General features: G+C 72.4%; 11 protein-coding genes. 2 read left to right on the forward strand and 9 right to left on the reverse strand.

Annotation, left to right across the window (positions count from 1 at the left end):
* Positions 1–9: 9 nt before the first annotated feature.
* The 3 genes from AB5J51_RS32870 to AB5J51_RS32880 all read right to left on the reverse strand — a co-directional run bounded on the left by AB5J51_RS32870 (position 10) and on the right by AB5J51_RS32880 (position 4,519).
* Positions 10–2,013, reverse strand: a complete 2,004-nt coding sequence (locus AB5J51_RS32870) for a discoidin domain-containing protein (RefSeq protein ID WP_369780350.1) — start codon at positions 2,011–2,013, stop codon at positions 10–12.
* Positions 2,014–2,352: 339 nt separating this feature from the next.
* Complete coding sequence (locus AB5J51_RS32875) at positions 2,353–3,546, reverse strand: aromatic amino acid transaminase (protein WP_133898693.1); 1,194 nt, start codon at positions 3,544–3,546, stop codon at positions 2,353–2,355.
* Positions 3,539–4,519, reverse strand: coding sequence for an EamA family transporter (locus AB5J51_RS32880; protein WP_369779272.1), 981 nt, complete (start codon positions 4,517–4,519; stop codon positions 3,539–3,541). The genes AB5J51_RS32875 and AB5J51_RS32880 overlap by 8 nt, the downstream gene beginning before the upstream one ends.
* A gap of 127 nt (positions 4,520–4,646) precedes the next feature.
* On the opposite strand from AB5J51_RS32880, the gene AB5J51_RS32885 reads away from it, so the two are divergent.
* The gene (locus AB5J51_RS32885) at positions 4,647–5,105 is read left to right on the forward strand and encodes an Lrp/AsnC family transcriptional regulator (protein WP_030300086.1); all 459 of its coding nucleotides are present in this window, start codon (positions 4,647–4,649) and stop codon (positions 5,103–5,105) included.
* 65 nt (positions 5,106–5,170) lie between these two features.
* Here AB5J51_RS32885 and AB5J51_RS32890 read toward each other — a convergent pair whose 3' ends face one another.
* Positions 5,171–5,596, reverse strand: a complete 426-nt coding sequence (locus AB5J51_RS32890) for a hypothetical protein (RefSeq protein WP_136222413.1) — start codon at positions 5,594–5,596, stop codon at positions 5,171–5,173.
* 248 nt (positions 5,597–5,844) lie between these two features.
* Between AB5J51_RS32890 and AB5J51_RS32895 the strand changes: the two genes are divergently transcribed.
* Positions 5,845–6,864, forward strand: a complete 1,020-nt coding sequence (locus AB5J51_RS32895; RefSeq protein ID WP_136222411.1) for a serine/threonine-protein kinase — start codon at positions 5,845–5,847, stop codon at positions 6,862–6,864.
* 41 nt (positions 6,865–6,905) lie between these two features.
* On the opposite strand, the gene AB5J51_RS32900 is transcribed toward AB5J51_RS32895, so the two are convergent.
* The 5 genes from AB5J51_RS32900 to AB5J51_RS32920 form a co-directional block, all read right to left on the reverse strand.
* Complete coding sequence (locus AB5J51_RS32900) at positions 6,906–7,136, reverse strand: response regulator transcription factor (protein WP_053786583.1); 231 nt, start codon at positions 7,134–7,136, stop codon at positions 6,906–6,908.
* Between the two features lie 211 nt (positions 7,137–7,347).
* Complete coding sequence (locus tag AB5J51_RS32905) at positions 7,348–9,783, reverse strand: SpoIIE family protein phosphatase (protein ID WP_136222409.1); 2,436 nt, start codon at positions 9,781–9,783, stop codon at positions 7,348–7,350.
* 131 nt (positions 9,784–9,914) lie between these two features.
* Positions 9,915–10,631 carry a 4'-phosphopantetheinyl transferase superfamily protein gene (locus AB5J51_RS32910; protein WP_369779273.1) on the reverse strand — a complete coding sequence of 239 codons (717 nt, stop codon included), beginning with the start codon at positions 10,629–10,631 and terminating at the stop codon, positions 9,915–9,917.
* A gap of 10 nt (positions 10,632–10,641) precedes the next feature.
* Positions 10,642–15,342 carry a type I polyketide synthase gene (locus tag AB5J51_RS32915; protein WP_369779274.1) on the reverse strand — a complete coding sequence of 1,567 codons (4,701 nt, stop codon included), beginning with the start codon at positions 15,340–15,342 and terminating at the stop codon, positions 10,642–10,644.
* Complete coding sequence (locus AB5J51_RS32920) at positions 15,339–17,666, reverse strand: efflux RND transporter permease subunit (RefSeq protein ID WP_369779275.1); 2,328 nt, start codon at positions 17,664–17,666, stop codon at positions 15,339–15,341. Before AB5J51_RS32920 ends, AB5J51_RS32915 begins: the two co-directional genes overlap by 4 nt.
* Between the last annotated feature and the right edge of the window lie 222 nt (positions 17,667–17,888).

The following is a 17,888-nucleotide window of genomic DNA, read 5'->3' on the forward strand; positions in this document are numbered from 1 at the left end:
GGCGCGCCGTCAGCTGCTGTAGACGCCGACCTCGTGCAGGGAGTACCCCCACTGCGTACCGCGCCCCGTCCCGTGGACGCGGACGTAGCGGGCGGAAACGCCGGCGAACTGCGCCGTGTCCAGGCCGCCGTCACCGGAGGCCGTGGACCACACCGTCTGCCAGTTCACGTCGTCCGTGGAGACCTCGATCCGGTACGACTTCCCGTACGCGCGCTCCCAGTCGAGGGTGACGCGCTTGACGAGGCCGGGGGACCCGAGGTCGATCCGGAGCCACTGGTCGTCGTTCCAGTCGCTCGCCCAGCGGGTGCTCGTATTGCCGTCCACGGCCCGGCCGGGCGCGTAGCTGACGAACGGGTTCCACTCGGCGGAGCTGGCCGAGGAGGGCGCGCCCGCGGCGAGGTTCACCCCGGCCTTGTGCTGCTCGGACGCCCCCCAGGTGCGCAGGTAGGACTCGGCGCCCTTGAAGAGGTCGTCCACGACCCCCTGGCCGCCGACGAGCCGGATGTCCTCGATCCAGTCGGGGACGAGGCCGTAGTGCGCGGCGCCGTCGGTGTTCAGGTCCCAGGTGCGCTGCCCGGCGGTCTGCTTGTCGATGACGGAGCCGCCGTCGGTGCTGCGGAAGGGGTACTTCACCGGGTTCGGGGTGTCGGCGCCGCGCGGGCCCGGCCAGCCGCCGACCCCGTTCATGTCGGTGCCGTACCCGTAGCCGACGCGGTACTTGTCGCGCAGTGCCTTCGTACGCGCGGCCTCGGCGCTGAACCCCTCGGAGCCGTTCATGTACTGGGCGGCGAACCCGCCGAGCTTGTAGAGGCGCTCGGTCCAGCCCAGGTCCATCCAGCTGTGCGAGGAGATCACGCCCGGGTAGGACTCGGACTCGAGGATGTCGAAGGCCCGGCCCGCGGCCTTGACGCTCATGTGGTCGACTTCGAGCATCATCTTGCGCTTCATCATGCCGCGCACGGCGTACTCGCCGAGGTCGGTGAGACCACGGGTGTTGCACTGTGCGTCGGCCGCGTACGAGGGGACCGACACGCCCGCCGGCAGCTCCTTCTGCGCCGAAGGCGCGGGGGCCAGGCCGATCGGGTTGTCGTGCTGCGGGCCGGTGCACTGCTCGGTCTTCCAGAAGGTGCCGGTCGACAGGAACTGCCCCACGTTGATCGCCGTGCCCAGGGCGCCCCCGTCGAAGCGGACCCCGCACAGGGCGTTGTCGAACTTGTGGCAGAGGAACATGCTGCGGACGCCGATCCGGTGCAGCTCGTCGAGCCCGCGGTCGATGTCCGCCTTGCTGCACTGGGAGATGTCCAGGATCTGCTTGCAGCCGAAGGGCTCGGAGGTCTCCACGCCCAGCACCACGGCCAGCTTGCCCTGCTTGATGACGTCGCGGGCCTGCGCGGAGTCCGTGACGATGCGGAACCAGCCCTTGCCCGGGCCGCCGTACATCTTGTCGATGTAGGCCTGCATGTCGTACGTCTTCTGCGCCTCGAGGCGGATGGCGGTCATCTCGTCACAGCTGCGGTCCTTGAAGAAGTAGACCGAGCAGATCACGCCGTTGGTGACGAGGTCGTTGACGAGTACGCGCTGGCCGCCGCGCCAGGCGCGCTCGATCCAGGCGTAGTAGTTCTGCTGGTGGGTGAGCGAGTCGTGGGCGGGCCAGTCCTTGAACGTCGGCCAGCCGTTGGGGTCGTGCTTGCCGTCCCCGCCCTTGGTGATGAAGTCGAACACCGCCAGGGTGCCGTCGGGGTAGTGCTCCGGGCAGTCCTTGAGCGCGTCGGCGACCCCGAGGTCGGAGAACGCCTTGCCGCAGATGAGCCGGCCGCCGAAGCCCTCGTTGGACATGATGTGGTCGTGGGCGTCGACGAAGCCCCGTACCTGTCCCTGCGCGTCGGTGCCCTTGAAGGGCTCGCCCGTCACGTTGATCTGGGAGTCGGGCGCGGGCCGCGCGGTGGGGTTCCACCAGCCGGGCTCGCCCTCGGCGGCGGCGCCGGGCGCCGGGCCGAGGGCCATGGCCACCATGGCGAAGAGCAGGGCGAGCAGCGCGAGGGGCCTGCGCCTGGTGCGGGGGGCTCGGGTCATGGTCATCACTCACGTCATCGGGAGGCGGATGGCGCGGTCGAGGACGCAGACCGTCGGAGAGAGCCGGCTGATTGTCATGTCCCGCGCAGCAGTGTGACGAGAATGGCTACCGGCGGTAACAGAGTCAAGGGTCCGGGACGGATGACCTGATCGAATGTCAGGTGTGGGTGCGAGGTGCCCTGGGGAGGACCGGGGACGGCGCAGCCCGCCGGGACGACCGTCGTGGTGGCAGCCGTGCGCGGGCGCCGGAACCCCGGCGCCCGCCACGATGCGCGGGCGCTACTCGGCGCCCTCGCCGAGGACCGCCGCGATCCCCTGCGCGAGACAGGAGATCCGGTGGGCCGGGATCCCCGCGATGTTGATCCGCCCCGCGGTCGTCCCGTAGATCGCGAACCCGCTGCGCAGCCGCAGCATCTGGCGCGGTGTGAGCGGCAGCATCGAGAACATCCCCTTCTGCCTCGCCAGCACATCGGCCTGCGCGTCCCAGCCCAGCGCGGTCAGCTCGGAGGTCAGACCCTTCCGGTTGTCCTCGATCCGGGTCCGCATCCCGTCCAGCTCCGCACGCCACAGGGCCCGCAGCCCCTCGTCCTCGAGGATCGCCGTCACCACCGCGGCGCCGTGCTCCGGGGGCATCGAGTAGAGGGTGCGCGCTGCGTTCTGCAGCGCCGTCTCCACGTGCCGCAGCGACTGGTGCGATGTCCCGAGCACGACGGCGCAACCGGTCCTGTCGCTGTAGAGGCCGAAGTTCTTCGAGCAGCTGATGGCGACCAGCATCTCCGGAACCCGCTCCGCGAGCAGTCGCGTGGCGGCCAGATCGGCCTCCAGTCCGTCGCCGAGCCCGTGGTACGCGAGGTCCACGAACGGCACCCAGCCGGCCCGCGCGGCCAGCCCGGCCACGGCTTCCCAGTCCTGCGCGGACGGGTCGACCCCGGTGGGGTTGTGGCAGCAGCCCTGGAGCAGGACCACGTCGTCGCGCCGCGCCTCCCCGAGGTCCCGCAGCATGCCCGCCGTGTCGAAGCGGCCCTCGGCGTCGACCCAGCCGTACGTCCGCACGGTCAGCCCGGCGGCCTCGAGGATGGGCCGGTGGTTGACGTACGCGGGGTCGCTGATCCAGACCGTCGTGCCCGGCCGGGTGCGGCAGATCAGGTCGGCCAGCAGGCGCAGCGCGCCGCTGCCCGCGACCGTCTGGACGGCCACGGCCCGCTCGGCCGCCCCGCCCGGGCCCAGGACCAGCGACAGCATCGCCCGGTTGAAGCCGGCGTTGCCGGAGAGCCCCCGGTACTCCTTGGACGCGGAGTGCTCCGCCAGGCGTATCTCGGCCTCGCGGACGGCCGCCATGACCGGGGTGCCGCCCGTCTGGTCGCGGTAGACGCCGAGGACGAGGTTCAGGCGCTCGGGCCGCGCGTCGGCGCCGTACGCCTCGGTCAGGTCCCACAGCGGGTCGACGGGCGGCGGCAGGAGGAGCTCAAGCATGGACGGGAACCTCGGGCTGGGGGCGGGTACGGGTACGGGGGCGCCGGTTGGCGAGGGCGACGCCCGCGGTGATGAGCGGGACGCCGATGAGCACGGCCACGGTCGGCGACTCGTCGAGCAGGGGAATGGCGAGCAGGACCACGGCGACCGGGCTGAGGCTGCCCACGGTGGAGCTGCGCTCCGCGCCGAGGCTGCGGATGGCGAAGGCGTACAGCAGGCCGGCGCACAGGCCGACGCCCAGCCCCTGCACCACCAGGAACAGAGTGATGTCGCTTCCGGTCGCCGAGGCCAGGCCGGTCGGCAGCACCCCGGTCAGCACCAGCAGGGCCATCACCGCGAACGAGGGCAGGCAGAGCAGGCCGATCGATCCGACGGGATCGAGGTCCACCTCCCTCAGCCCGACGGTGTACAGGGCCCACAGCCCGCTGGCGACGAGCAGGATGCCGGCGCCTGCCAGCACCTGCGTGTCCAGCGGGACCACGTACCGCCAGACCAGCGCGACCACGCCGACCGCGATCAGCCCGAGGCCGGCCGCCTGCGTGCCCCGCGGCGCGCCGCGGCCGCCGGCGACCATGAGGGCGGAGACGAACAGCGGGACCATCCCGGGGACGATCGAGCCGACGAACGCCGCCGAGGTCAGGGAGCCGCCGTACATCGCGGCCAGGAAGAACGGCACCCCCGCCCCGCAGGCGATCTTGAGCGCGGCGGCCGGGCGCACGGCGGCGATCCGCCGGCGCCGCCGCCACAGCGCGGGCGCCAGAACGAGCAGCGGGACGCCGAAGCGCAGCAGGGCCGCGTCGGCGGGCAGCAGGGAGGAGGTGCTCAGGGCCCGGGCGCTGAGCGCGAAGGCGGCCCAGATCAGCACGGTCACGACCAGGGCCAGGGTGCCCTGCGCCTGCGGGGAGAGCCCGGAGCGGCCCGTGGCGCGGGCCGATGGGGGCGCCGTCGCGGGCCCGGCGTTCGTGGTGACCAAGGGGGCTCCTCCAGCCTCAGGGGCCGGATCCGGCCATGGAGCAACGGTAGATCTTTTGCCGGGGCAGCCGATTGCCAGTTCTGCCTCCCGGACATACGTTTGGGGCAGAATCTGCCAAGGAGGGGTGATGGACGCAGTCGATCTGCAGATCATCCGTGAGTTGCAGGCCGACGGACGGCTGTCCAACCAGGACCTCGCCGACCGGGTCCGGCTGTCCCCGTCGCCCTGCCTGCGCCGGGTGCGGCGCCTGGAGGAGGCCGGCCTGATCCGCGGTTACACGGCCATGGTCGACCAGGTCGCCTTCGGCCTGCCGATCACCGTCTTCGTCCGGATACGCCTGGACCGGCACACGAAGGAGGCCGTCCGGGTCTTCGAGGAGCACGTCGCGGTCATCGAGCACATCCAGGACTGCTACCTGATGGCCGGAAGCAGCGACTACCTGCTCCGCGTGGTCATCGAGAGCCTGGAGGCGTACGAGGCCCTGGTCCGCCACCGGATCCACGCCATCCCCGGCATCGCGTCGATCGAGTCGAGCTTTGCATTCGGCAGCGTGAAACAGTCCCGGGTCTACCCGAGCCCCACGTGACATGCGGACGCCGGAGAGGCTGTTGGCCTCTCCGGCGTCCGTCGTGCGGGGGTGATTTCCTGCCCTCACTTGCCGAGCTTCTGCTTCAGGTTCTCCTTGACCTGCAGCTTGATGTCCTGCTTGTTCACCTGGCCGCCCGTGCCGGTGCCGTCGCCGCCTACGGCGGTGGCGTCGCCGGTGTTGATGGCGTCGGCGCTGGCGTCGCCACCGGTGGCGTTGCCGGTCTTGATCTCGCACTTGCCCTTGCAGTTGCCGACGCCGGTGCTCGCGTTACCGCCCGTGGCCTCGCCGCCGACGGTGGTGTTCTCGGCGTTGGCGTCGCCGCCGGTGCCGATTCCGTCGGCGCTGTCCTGGGGGAGGAGGGTGACGGCCTGCTGCGGGGCGGCGGTGGGCGCGGCCATGGCGGTCGCGGGGAGGGCGATGCCACCACCGACCAGCGCCAGGGAAGCTCCGGCCAGAACGATGCGACGGGTCGTGAAAAGCTCGAACATGGAATTCTCCATTCGGAATAAGAAAGGGCTGGTAAACCGTCTCCGGGAGTTCCCCGGTGAGGGCGTACTTCAAATAAACCCGACGGGAGAACACGCGTCACGCCACTCGAAAACGTGGCTTGACGCCGGGAATCGATCTTGGTAGGCCGGGCGCTCTTGTGGATCGCTGGATAGAATTCCCGGTAGGGAAGAGCGGCCCGTCGCGTCGGCGAGCCGTCGCCAGGTCGGCCGGGTGAGGGTGGTGCCTGATGGGCACGGCATCGGACTTGAGCCTCTACGCGGGCCGCCCCTCCGGCCTGATCGGGAAGCAGATCGCGGGGTACCGGGTCGAGCGCATGATCGGCCGCGGCGGCATGGCCGTCGTCTACTGCGCGAGGGACCTGAATCTGGACCGCATGGTGGCGCTCAAGCTGATCGCCCCGGAACGCGCCCGCGACGAAACCTTCCGGCGCCGGTTCACCCGGGAATCGCGTGTCGCGGCGTCGATCGACCACCCGCACATCGTGCCGATCTTCGAGGCCGGTGAGACCGACGGCGTCCTGTACCTCGCCATGCGCTACGTCTCCGGCCTGGACCTGCGGGCCATGCTGGACCGGGACGGTCCCCTCCCCGTGCCGACCGCCGTCCGCATCGCCGCCCAGGTGGCCTCGGCCCTCGATGCGGCGCACGAGCACGATCTGGTGCACCGGGACATCAAGCCCGGCAACATCCTGATCGCCGCGGGCACCGACAGCGAGCACCCCGAACACGTCTACCTCACGGACTTCGGACTGACGAAGAACGCACGGTCGGCCACTGGGATCACCACCACGGGCGAGTTCCTCGGCACGCTCGGCTACATGGCCCCGGAGCAGATCTCCGGCCGGCCACTGGACGGCAGGTGCGATCTCTACAGCCTCGCCTGCGTCGTGTACGAGGCCCTCGCGGGCGGGCCGCCCTTCGAGCGCGACGAGGATGCGGCGCTGCTGTGGGCGCACCAGTACGACCCCCCGCCTCCCGTGACCGAGCGGCGGCCGGAAGTCCCGCCCGCCGTCGACGAAGTCCTGGCCAAGGCCCTGGCGAAAATCCCCGAGGACCGCTACGACTCCTGCCTGGAATTCGTCGCGGCCCTGCGCGTCGCCACCGCGACCGGCGCCCCCCGGCCGGTCGGTCCGTCGTCCCGGGCCGAAGCGCTACCGGCCGGGCACGGACCGGAGGACCCGGCGCGGACACCGGATCCTCCGGCCTGGGCCCGGCCGGTCTTCGCGCGCCCGTCAGGCGCTCTCTAGGTCACTGCGCTCGCTCCGTACGAGCGGGTGGTGCTCGGGGGTCAGAGCCCCATGGAGATGGCCAGTCGGGTGAGCTCGGCGGTGCTGTTGATGCCCAGCTTGGCGCGGATGCGGCGGAGGTAGGCGTCGACGGTGTGCTTGGACAGTCCCATGTGGCGGGCCGTCTGGAGGTAGGTGCGGCCGGCGGCGATGTGGCCCAGTGCCTCCTGCTCGCGCGGGGCGAGGGCCAGGGCGGCGGTCTCGGTCTGCGGGGCGGTGAGGGTGAGGCTCATGGGATTTCCTTCCGACGGATCGGATCGGTCATCTCTGCTCGCGCCCTCGGAAGCAGGTGGACATGTAGCTGAATGTCCGGTTTGTCCTGCTTAAAATCCTGCGCCGGTACCTTCACGACGGTGTCCGTCGACTGTCACAGGCGCGTCACAGGGGCCCTCTTCCCGTACCTTCGCGCACGCGCCGCACCGCCAGGAGCAGTGCTCGGCGGTCTCAGAACCCCAGGAGGGACTGCTCGGCCCAGATGGTCTTGCCGATCGGGGCGTGCCGGGTGCCCCAGCGCTGGGCAAGCTGGGCGACCAGCAGCAGGCCGCGCCCTCCCTCGTCGAAAGTCCGCGCCCGCCGCATGTGCGGGGCCGTACTGCTCGTGTCGGAGACCTCGCAGATCAGGGTGCTGTTCTCGTGGATCAGCCGCAGCTGGATGGGCGGTTCGCCGTAGCGGATGGCATTGGTGACCAGCTCGCTGACCAGGAGCTCGGTGACGAAGGAGGCCTCCTCGAGCCCCCAGGCCGTCAGCTGGTCGGTGGTGCTCCGACGGGCCTGGGCGACGACGGCCGGGTCGGGGTTCAGGTCCCAGACGACGACCTTGTCCGAATGCAGGGCCCGGGTCCTGGCGACGAGCAGGGCGACGTCGTCATCGGGACGGTGGGTCAGCATGGCCGTCAGTACGCGGTCGCACACCGTCTCCAGCGTGGTGGCGGGACGGGTGAGCGCCGCGAACATGCTGTCCAGGGCCTCGTCGATGTCGTGCTCGCGGGCTTGCAGCAGGCCGTCGGTGTACAGGGCGAGGACGCTGCCCTCGGGGAGCTCGACCTCGACGGTCTCGAAGGGCAGGCCTCCCAGGCCCAGAGGCGGGCCGGCCGGGACGTCGAGGAGGTACACGGAGCCCTCCGGGGAGACCACGGCGGGCGGCGGGTGGCCGGCCCGGGCGACGGTGCACCGGCAGGTGACCGGGTCGTAGACCACGTACAGGCAGGTGGTGCCGATGCCCCCCGCGGTTTCACCGGCGCCGCCCCCGTCGGCCTCGTCGGCGGACAGGTGGATGATGAGGTCGTCGAGGTGGGTGAGCAGCTCGTCGGGCGGCAGGTCGACGTCGGCCAGGGTGCGGACCGCGGTGCGCAGCCGGCCCATGGTGGCGGCGGCGCGGATGCCGTGGCCGACGACATCGCCCACGACCAGGGCCACCCGTGCACCCGACAGCTGGATCACGTCGAACCAGTCGCCGCCCAGGCCGGCCGCGGTACCCGCGGGCAGATAGCGGGAGGCGATCTCCAGTGCGGCCTGGGTGGGCAGCGTGTGCGGCAGCAGGCTGCGCTGCAGCGTCATCGTGGAGGTGTGCTCCCGCGAGGATCCGTGCGCGTCGTGGATGCTGACGGCCGCCCTGGTCGCCAGCTCCTCGGCCAGCTGCAGGTCCTCCGGCAGGAACGGCTCACTGCGCCGGTGGCGGCCGAAGACGGCCACGCCGAGGGTGAGCCCGCCCGCCTGCAGCGGCACCACCATCACGGAGTGGGTCCCGTACTCGCTGATCCACGCGGCGGCCCTCTCGTCCTCGGCCACCCATTGGGCGAGCGCCGGGTCGGTCGGCCCGTACACGGCGCCGCGCCCCGTGGCCAGACACTGGGCGGGCGGCGACAGCGCCGGATAGCTGGTCGTCCCGCCGACCGCGACCTGGGACTCCGGGTTTCCCTCGAGGACCGACCGCACAGCGGCACGGCGCACGGGGACCGGCCCCGAGGCGGGGCCGGCGGACGGCTCGTCACCGCGCGGCGGAGGGTCCAGCAGGTCGACCAACGCGAAATCGGCCAGCCGGGGGACGGCGACGTCGGCCACCTCCTGCGCGGTGTGGGCGGTGTCCTGCGCGGTGCCGATGCGGGCGTCCGCGACGTCCGGCACGAGGATCCGCTGCCGGTCACCCTCGCCCGCCGTCCTCTCGTGCGCGGCCAAGGACACGGCGCGCACCCGGCCGTCCGGGTCGCACAACGGGGCCAGCGAGGTCGCCCAGCCGTGCTGGGTACCCGCGCCCGGGGAACGCACGAAGGAATCCACGTACTGCGCCTCACCGGTCTCCAGGACCAGGCGCATCCTCCCCTCCGTCTCGTCGCTCACGGGATCGGGCGCGATCTCCGGCAGCCGCAGCCCGCGCATCTCGTCTTCCGTGAGGGAGAGCGTGCGCTCCATGCCGGCATTCGCCCGGACCAGCCGCAGGTCCGCATCGAAGATCGCCAGGAAGCAGGGGGACTGGGTGAACGCCCACTCCTGCAGCGGTTCGCCCCAGGGCGGGCCGGGCTCCCTCGTGACGGCGGACGCCACGAGCCACCGGGCGGTCCCGTCGGTGGACGCCAGGCGGTGCGCGAGCAGTCCCACTTCCAAGCGCCGGCCGTCCCGGTGCCGCAGCGCCACGGTGCCGCTCCACCGCTCCTGGCCGGCCGGGAGCCGCGCCGAAGCGTCTGCGAGGCCGTCGGCGAGGAGTTCGGCGGCGGGCACCCCCACGATCTCGGACGGCGTGTAGCCCAGCAGCCGACGGGCATCGTCACTCCACTCCGTCACGATGCCCTGCTCGCTGATGGTGGCCGTGGCCGTGTAGGCCGACTCGAGGGAGGCGTTCGTTTCCTCCGGCCGCTCACCAGGAAAGCTGGGAAGTTGCTCCATCGCCGCTCATCTCGCCCTCGCTAGTTCCTCTGCCGCTGTCCCACGGCAACCCCTGCACGGCCAGGCGCTCCACTGACAAGCATCATCCGGCAGGGCAAGGAGCACCAACGCAGTGCTGCCAAGGGGGGCGCTCAGCCGGCCGGCCCCGAGGGGAGGGCCGCAGCGACGCCCGGTGACGGGGCGGGGTGCGCGAGGACGAGGGCGAGGACCGCGTCTCCCGCCCGCCACAGCATCGCGCGGCGCCCTCCGCTGAGTACGGGAGGTGCCAGGCCGGTGATCCGGACGCGGCGCGGAGCGTCACCGAAGATGCCGCTGCGGTCGGCCTTGACTGCGGCTTCCTTGAGCGCCCAGGCGCCGGCCAGGACATCAGGCCGGTCCGTGCCGATGAGGGAGAGTTCCGCGGGGGAGAAGGCGTGGTCCCCGACCCGGCGGACCGCGGCCGCCGATTGCGTCTCGCACAGGTCCACTCCGACCGGTTCCGGCGCGAGGGCCGCGGCGACGTGCCGGGCGGTGTGGCTGATGGAGACGTTCACGGCCGGCAGCGGATCGCCGCCCACGACGACGTACGGACTGCCGTCGGCACGCGGAAGGATCTCCACGTCGTCCGCGGGCGCGCCGACGGCTTCGCCGACCAGGTGCTTGGCGAGCACACGGCCGGCCACCCATTCGGTCTGCCGCCACGCCGGCAGCGCTTGGACCACGCGCCGCTCGGCCGGCGAGAGGTGCGGCGGGAGGACCCGTGAGACGGGCGCCGTCTGCCACAGGCCGGAACGGTGGGCCACGACGAGGCCGGCTCCGCACCATCGGTGGACGTGGCCCGGCGTGATCGCCGGGAAGGTGGTGTCCATGGCGGCGGGATCAGGCGGCCATGGCCCGGTCGAGGTGCCGCAGCTCGTGCTCCAGCGCGGTCACGGCGTGACGGATCTGGTCGCAGGTGTGGTCACAGGTGATGAAGAAGCGCAGCCGGGCCATCTCCTCGGGTACGGCCGGGTAGAGGATGGGATTGACGCTGACGCCCTGCTGGAACAGGGCCTCGGCGAGGCGCAGGGTCTTCAGGGAGTCCCCGACGATGCAGGGGACGACCGGGGTGTCCCGACTGTCCCCGACATCGATGCCCGCATCGCGCGCGAGGCGGACGAACAGTGCTGCGTTCTCCGCAAGGCGAGCCACGCGCTGCGGCTCGGCGCGCAGCAGTCGCAGCGCGGCCAGCGACGCGGCGGTGTCGGCCGGGGTCATGCCGGCGCTGTAGACGAAGCCCGGAACGGTGTAGCGCAGGTACTCGACGACCGAGCGGCTCCCGGCGACGTAACCGCCGCAGCTCGCCAGCGCCTTGGACAGGGTGCCCGACCACAGGTCGACGGCCGTGCGGTCGGTGCCGCAGTACTCGCCGATGCCCCGCCCGGTCGCGCCGACCGTCCCGATGCTGTGCGCCTCGTCGATCATCAGCAGCGCACCGTGCCGGCGCTTGACCTCGACGAGGGCGGGCAGGTCGGCGATGTCGCCGTCCATGCTGTACACGCCCTCGACGACGACGAGGACCCGCCGGAACTCGTGGCGGACCTGGCCGAGGATCGCGTCGAGCGCGGCTGCGTCGTTGTGGGGGAACGGCCGCCGGGTCGCGCCGGAGAGCTTGCAGCCCTGCAGGATGCTGTCGTGGGCGAGGGAGTCGTGGACGACGAGGTCCCCGGGGCCGACGAGGTGTCCGATCACGGTCACGTTGGTGGCGTGCCCATTGGCCAGGGTGAGGGCGGCTTCGCATCCGAGCAGGTCGGCGAGTTCCGTCTCGAGCTCCAGATGGAGCGGACGGCTCCCGGACAGCAGCCGGCTGGCGGACACCGACGTGCCGCAGCGTGCGATCGCCTCCTGGGCCGCCCCGGCCACCTGGGGGTGCGTGGCCATGCCCAGGTAGTTGTAGCTGGAGAACGAGACGAGTTCCCGGCCGTCGACGACGGTCGTGTCCGTGATGCCGCCCTCGTGCACGACGAAGTACGGATTCGGCAGACCCGTCCGGACGAGGGCAGCGAAACGCTCACCGTGCGCGGCGACCTCCGGGAAGCACTCGATCCGCGTCTGTTCCTCGGGCAGCGGGGCGTTGGCCGGTGCGGCCGCGGGCAGGTCGGCGGCCGGCGGGGGCGGGGCTTCGTGGTCCTGGTCGGTGCGCTGTACGGGGACGGCAGCCGGTGCGGCGTCGGCGGAGCCGTCCGCGATCAGCGCGGCGATCCTGCCGGCGGTCGGCCGGTCGGCAGCCCTCTCGTCGGACGTCCACTGCGGCCACTGCCGCTGGAGGGAGGCGAACAGATCGGTCAGCATGAGCGAGTCGAAGCCGAGATCGTCGATCAGCAGCTGGTCGCCCCGCAGACTGCTCACGGGGAACGCACTGATCCGGGCCACGTGCGTGAGCACGGCGTCGGTCACCTCGTCGATGCCGCGGATCGGCGACGGCTCCTCGTCGGCCGGCGCGCGAACGGCGGGCGGGTCGGCGGGGGCCGCAACGGCCGGGCCGGGAACGGCCGGGGCAGCGGGCACGGGTGCGGGTGCGGGTACGGGAACTGCCGTGGCCGGACCGGTGACCTGCGCGGCGGGGTGCTGCACGGGCAGCGGCTCGGTGAGGCGGCCGAGCAGCGTCACCTGCTGCCGGACCAGCTGGAGCAGTTCGTTCACCGGGTCGTTCACGGGGTCGTTCATCGTGGCGTTCGTCGGGGCGTTCATCGAGCTCTCCTGGGGCGGTGCGGGGTGGGGCGGGAGGGTCGTGGCGGGGGTGTCCTGCGGTGCGGTGCGCATGCTCCGCACCCAGTAGGACTGGGTGTCGAGCCTCGCGACCGGAAGGTCCAGCAGACGGCGGGCTTCCTCGGGAACCAGCGCGCGCGGGTCGACCGGGGCGCCCAGGGCCGCGAGCCGGGCGAGGGCCCGGACGAACCCGCGTCCGCCGTCGGGCGCCGCCTCTGCGGCGCAGACGGCGTGGACGTCGTCGTGGCCGGTGAGGTTGCGGCGGACCGAGGCGAGCAGCGAGTTTCCGCCGGTCACCTGGAGGAAGACGCGGGCCCCCTGCTCGTAGGCGGTCCGGACGGCATCGCCGAAGCGGACCGGCGCGGACGCGTGCCGGGACCACAGCTCGCGCAGCCGGTCGGCGTCGGCGCAGACCGCAGCGTCCACGGACGACACGAACGGCAGGGCGGGGCTGCCGAGGGGCCGGTCGGCGAGGTAGGCGCCCAAGGCCTCGTCGGCGGCGGCGAACTGCGGCGAGTGGAAGGCGCCCGACACCTCGAGGGGCAGCGTGACGACCCCGGCCTCGGCACACGCGCGCCGCAGGACGGCGAGCCCCCGCAGGGAGCCGCTGACCACGAGCTGCCGCGGCTGGTTGAAGCAGGCGAGCCAGACGTCGTCGATGCCGGCCATCAGTCGGCGGCAGGTCTCCTCGTCGCCCTGCACGGCGAGCATTCCGCCCCGGGAGCCGGTCTCGGCCCGCCGGAGGGCTGCCCCCCGGTGGCCCAGCAGCCGGACGGTTGCCTCGTCGGTGAGGGCTCCGGCCGCTGCGGCCGCGGCGAACTCTCCGACACTGTGGCCCAGGGTGAGGTCGGGCGTGAGGCCGCAGTCGGCGAGGAGGCGAGTGGCGGCGATCTGGACGGTGCCGAGCAGCGGCTGGCACACGTCGGTGGCCGCGAGCCGCTGCCTGAGCTCCTGGTCGTCGCCCGCGGCCGAGGCCTCGCCGTACAGCAGATCGGTGAGGTCGAAGCCGATGTTCCGCCGGGCCACGGCGCCGAGGGCGTCGACGGTTGCCCGGAAGCCGGTGAACCTCTCGTAGAGGTCCTGCATCATGCCCGGCCGCTGACTGCCCTGCCCGGGGAAGAGGAAGGCGATGCGGCGCTGCGCGGGCGGCAGGGGGGCGTCGGCGGCGAAGGCGCCGTCACCGAGGTCGCCCCGGGCGCCGTCGGCGAGCTGTCGGCGGGCCTCGCGCAGCCGCCGGACGAGTTCGTCCGTGTCGGCGGCGACGATCGCGAGCCGGGCGGTCAGCGGCTCGCGCGCACCCAGGGTGTGGGCCACGGCGGCCACCGGCGGGCTGTCCGCCGTGTCGAGTGCGTCGAGAACGTCGCCGATGTGCTCGTCCAGCAGCTCGGGGCTGCCGGCCGAGAGCAGGACGAGCTGGGGTCCGTCGGCTTCGGTCCGTTCGGCGGGGCGGTCGACGGCAGGGGCGGGCGCCTCCTCCAGGACCACGTGGACGTTCGTGCCGCCGAAACCGAACGAGCTGACTGCGGCACGCCGCGGGGTGCCCGTGGCCCGAAAGGGCCGTACGGAGTCGGCGAAGCGCAGGCCCGCCGAGGCGATGCCCAGGTCCGGATGGGGAGTGGTCTCCGGCTGCGGCACGATCGTGCGGTGGTGGACGACCAGGGCCGTCTTGATCAGCCCCGCGATGCCTGCCGCGGACAGCGAGTGCCCGATGAGGGCCTTGCCCGCCCCGAGGTAGCTCAGTGCGGGGTCGTCGTCGGGGAACTCGGTCCGCAGCCGGCGCAGCGCCTCCACCTCGGCACGGTCTCCGATGGTGGTGCCGGTGCCGTGGGCCTCGATGAAGCCCACCGACGAGGGGGCGACCCCGGCGTCGTCGTAGGCCCGGTGCATGGCGCGCAGCTGGCCTTCGGGGGTGGGGGTCAGCGGTCCGGGGGACGCGCCGTCGTTGGCCGAGCCGATGCCCCTGATCACCGCGTAGACGCGGTCGCCGTCGGCGAGGGCGTCCGCGAGCGGCCGTATGACGACGGCGCCGGCGCCTTCGCCGAGGACGAAGCCGTCGGCCGCCTCGTCGAACGGGCGGCACACCCCGGTCGCGGACAGTGCGCGGAGCTTGGAGAAGCCGACCAGGCTGTCGGGGGTGAGGTTGAGGTACACGCCGCCGACGACGGCGATGCGGCAGGTGCCCCGCTCCAGGTGGGCGATCGCCTGGTCGAGGGCGACCAGTGAGCCCGAGCAGGCGGCGTCGACGGCGAAACTGGGGCCGCCGAGGTCGAACTGCCGGCTGACCGTGCCCGCCGCCATGTTGAGCAGGCTCCCGGGCAGCGTGAAGCTCTGGACGGTGCCGAGCCGTGCTGCCTCCTCCCTGGCGGCGTCGAGGCCGCCGGGGTGGTCCGCCGCGGGCGACTCGTCGGCCAGGGCGATGACCCGGAGGGGAGCCGCCATGAGGTCCTTGTAGTCGGACACCGATATGCCGAGGAAGACCCCGGTGTTCTCGCGGTCGAAGTCGCCACGGCCCAGCCCCGCGTCGTCGAGGGCCTCACGGGTGACGTCGAGCATCAGCCGGTGCTGCGGGTCCATGGCCCGGGCGCGGGCGGGGGGCACCCCGTAGTGCGGGGCGGCGAAACGGTCCACGGCATCCAGGAAGGCGACCTGGTCGGTGTACGCGGCGTGGGGGGCCGACGGGTTGCCGGGGTCGTGGAAGGTGCCGTGGTTCCAGCGTTCCGCCGGGACGGCGGAGAACTGGCGTTCCCCGCTCAGCAGGAGCTTCCAGTAGGCGTGGATGTCGGGGGCGCCGGGGTAGCGGCAGCCGAGTCCGGTGATGGCGATGTCGGTCATGACGGGTCTTCTTCCTTTGCGTGGTGCCCCGGGCGGACGGCGACCAAGGCGGTGGGGACGGGCTCTGCACCGAGGGAGTCGGCGGTGCGAGGGGGTGGGGGCAGGTGAGGCCGCGAGGGCGGCGGGGCACCCCTGCCGGGCGGGCGGGGAACGGACGCCGGATGCGGCACCTTGCGTCCGATCGGCCACGGCGCCCACCAGTTCAGGCCTCCCGCCAGGCGCATGAGCGCCGGTACGAGGACGCCCCGCACGAGGGTGGCGTCGAGGAGGACGCCGAGGCCTGCGCCGATTCCGAAGAACTGCAGGAGCGAGACCTGGGAGGTGCCGAAGCTCAGGAGCGTGAACGCGAGGAGGGCGCCGGCGGTCGTGACGATGCCGCCCGTGTGGGCTATGCCCGTGACGATCGAGTCGGCGTTGTCCTGCCCGGCCTCGTGCGCCTCCTTGATGCGGGCGAGGACGAACACCTCGTAGTCCACCGAGAGCCCGAAGACGATGCAGAACAGCAGCACCGGCATGGTCGTGCTGAGGGGGCCGGGCGTGAAGTGGAGCAGGTGCTGGAGATGGCCCGTCTGGAAGACCCACACCATCGCGCCGAGGACGGCCGCGAGGCTCAGGGCGTTCAGCGCGATGGCTTTCAGCGGCAGCAGCAGACTGCGCGTGAAGCCGAGCAGCAGAACGAACGTGGTGAGGGTGATCAGGGAGAGGGCCAGCGGAAGCCGGTCTCCCACGGTGGCCTTGGCGTCGACCAGGACCGCGCTCGGTCCGCCGACGAGGACGTCGGTGCCCGCCGGGGCGGGAGTCGCGCGGACGGCGTGCACGAGCTGCTGGGCGGCGCGCGACTGCGGTTCCGCCTGCGGCACCACGGAGATCCGGGCCGGGCCGTCGCCGACGGGCTTGGCCGCGGTTCCGGCGGAGCCGGGGGTCGCTGCCTTCTCGCCGTGACGGAAGCTGCCCTCGGGCCCCATGACCCGGGCGACCTGCGGGAGCGCGGACAGCCGGCGGGCGTAGTCCTCCCGGGCCGGCGAGGACGCCTTGCCCGTCATGACGACCGTGAGCGCGCTCGGGCCGTTCATGTCGAACGCACCGCGCACCAGGTCCCCGGTCTGACGGCTGGACGAGCTCACGGGCAGCGCCCGCTCGTCAGGGGTGGCGAAACCGGCGTGCGCGAACGGCCCGGCGAGCACCACGAGCAGCCCGATCACCGGCAGCGCCGCGATCAGCGGCCTGCGTACGACGATCTGCGCCAGCCTGCGCCAGAAACGTGACTCCGAGCCGGCGTGGGCCCGGCGTCGCCACGGCACGGCCCAGGCGTTCACCCGCTTCCCGAGCAGCGCGAGCAGGGCCGGCAGCACCGTGACGGCGCTCACCGCAGCGATCGCCACCACGGCGATGCCCGCATACGCGAAGGAGCGCAGGAAGTACGGCGGGAACACCAGCAGCGTCGCGAGCGCGGCGGAAACCGTGGCGGCACTGAAGAGGACCGTGTGGCCCGCGGTGCGCACGGTCCGCAAGGCGGCGCTGCGCGAGCCGTGTCCGTCGGCGAGCTCCTCGCGGAACCGGGAGACGATCAGCAGTCCGTAGTCGATGCCCAGCCCCAGGCCGAGCGCGGTGGTGAGGTTCAGCGCGAACACGGACACGTCGGTGACGGCGCCGAGCACGCTCAGGACCAGCAGCGTCCCGGCGATGGCCAGCACCCCGATCAGCAGGGGCAGCGCCGCGGCCACCACACTGCCGAACACCAGGACCAGCAGGATCAGGGTTCCCGGCAGCACGACAGACTCGGCCCGCTTCAGGTCGGACTCCGAGAGGTCCTGGAGCTCGGCGTCGATGAGCGCCGGTCCACCCACGTGCACCTTGAGGGGCGTCGTGGCAGCCGTCGGGGTGGTCAGCTCCTTGCTCAGCTGCCTGACCCGCGTTCCGAGCTGTTCGCCCTCGCCGTCCACGTGCGCGACGAGCATGGCCGCGTGGCCGTCCCGGCTGCGCAGCTCCGCCGCGTTGCCGGTCCAGTACGAGGTCACGGCGCTCACGTGCGGTGCGGCGCGCAGGCGTCCGGTCAGGGCCTCGCCGGCGCTCCGGGCTGCCGGACCGTCGACGGAACCGGCGCCGGCCTGCGCGACGACGACCAGGTTGGGGGACGCCCCCAGGTGCTCGGCCGCCACGCTGGCGGCGCGGCTCGACTCCGATCGCGGATCGTCGTACCCCTGCGTCTTCAGCCGGCCGGTCGCCTCTGCGCCGAACACGGCGGACAGCAGGAGAAACACGAGCGCGGCGAAGAGGACGAGCCGTGGGCGGCGGGTCACGAAGACCCCTGCACGACGGGACATGAATGCCTCCGGTCGGATGGTGTTTCGCTCCTGCTCTGAGCAGGACGGTCGATTTCCACCGTGCCGGGAGGAGGGAGGGGGTCATAGCCCCGGCTATTCGTTACTTGACAGGCCGCTTCGTGCGGGGCAGAAGAGTTCACCCCGGCACGGCGGCCGGCTTCTATCAAGATCGGTTCTGGGCGTCAAGTCACGTGTTCGAGTGGCGTGACGCGGGTTCCGTCT

Source organism: Streptomyces sp. R33, from assembly GCF_041200175.1.
Lineage (GTDB): Bacteria > Actinomycetota > Actinomycetes > Streptomycetales > Streptomycetaceae > Streptomyces > Streptomyces katrae_B.

Bases quoted from the DNA above. Each gene is read 5' to 3' on its own strand.
- AB5J51_RS32910 (WP_369779273.1), bottom strand. From the start codon at position 10,631: ATGGACACCACCTTCCCGGCGATCACGCCGGGCCACGTCCACCGATGG.
- AB5J51_RS32905 (WP_136222409.1), bottom strand. From the start codon at position 9,783: ATGGAGCAACTTCCCAGCTTTCCTGGTGAGCGGCCGGAGGAAACGAAC.
- AB5J51_RS32870 (WP_369780350.1), bottom strand. From the start codon at position 2,013: ATGGTGGCCATGGCCCTCGGCCCGGCGCCCGGCGCCGCCGCCGAGGGC.
- AB5J51_RS32900 (WP_053786583.1), bottom strand. From the start codon at position 7,136: ATGAGCCTCACCCTCACCGCCCCGCAGACCGAGACCGCCGCCCTGGCC.
- AB5J51_RS32895 (WP_136222411.1), top strand. From the start codon at position 5,845: ATGGGCACGGCATCGGACTTGAGCCTCTACGCGGGCCGCCCCTCCGGC.
- AB5J51_RS32875 (WP_133898693.1), bottom strand. From the start codon at position 3,546: ATGCTTGAGCTCCTCCTGCCGCCGCCCGTCGACCCGCTGTGGGACCTG.
- AB5J51_RS32890 (WP_136222413.1), bottom strand. From the start codon at position 5,596: ATGTTCGAGCTTTTCACGACCCGTCGCATCGTTCTGGCCGGAGCTTCC.
- AB5J51_RS32885 (WP_030300086.1), top strand. From the start codon at position 4,647: ATGGACGCAGTCGATCTGCAGATCATCCGTGAGTTGCAGGCCGACGGA.
- AB5J51_RS32915 (WP_369779274.1), bottom strand. From the start codon at position 15,342: ATGACCGACATCGCCATCACCGGACTCGGCTGCCGCTACCCCGGCGCC.
- AB5J51_RS32920 (WP_369779275.1), bottom strand. From the start codon at position 17,666: ATGTCCCGTCGTGCAGGGGTCTTCGTGACCCGCCGCCCACGGCTCGTC.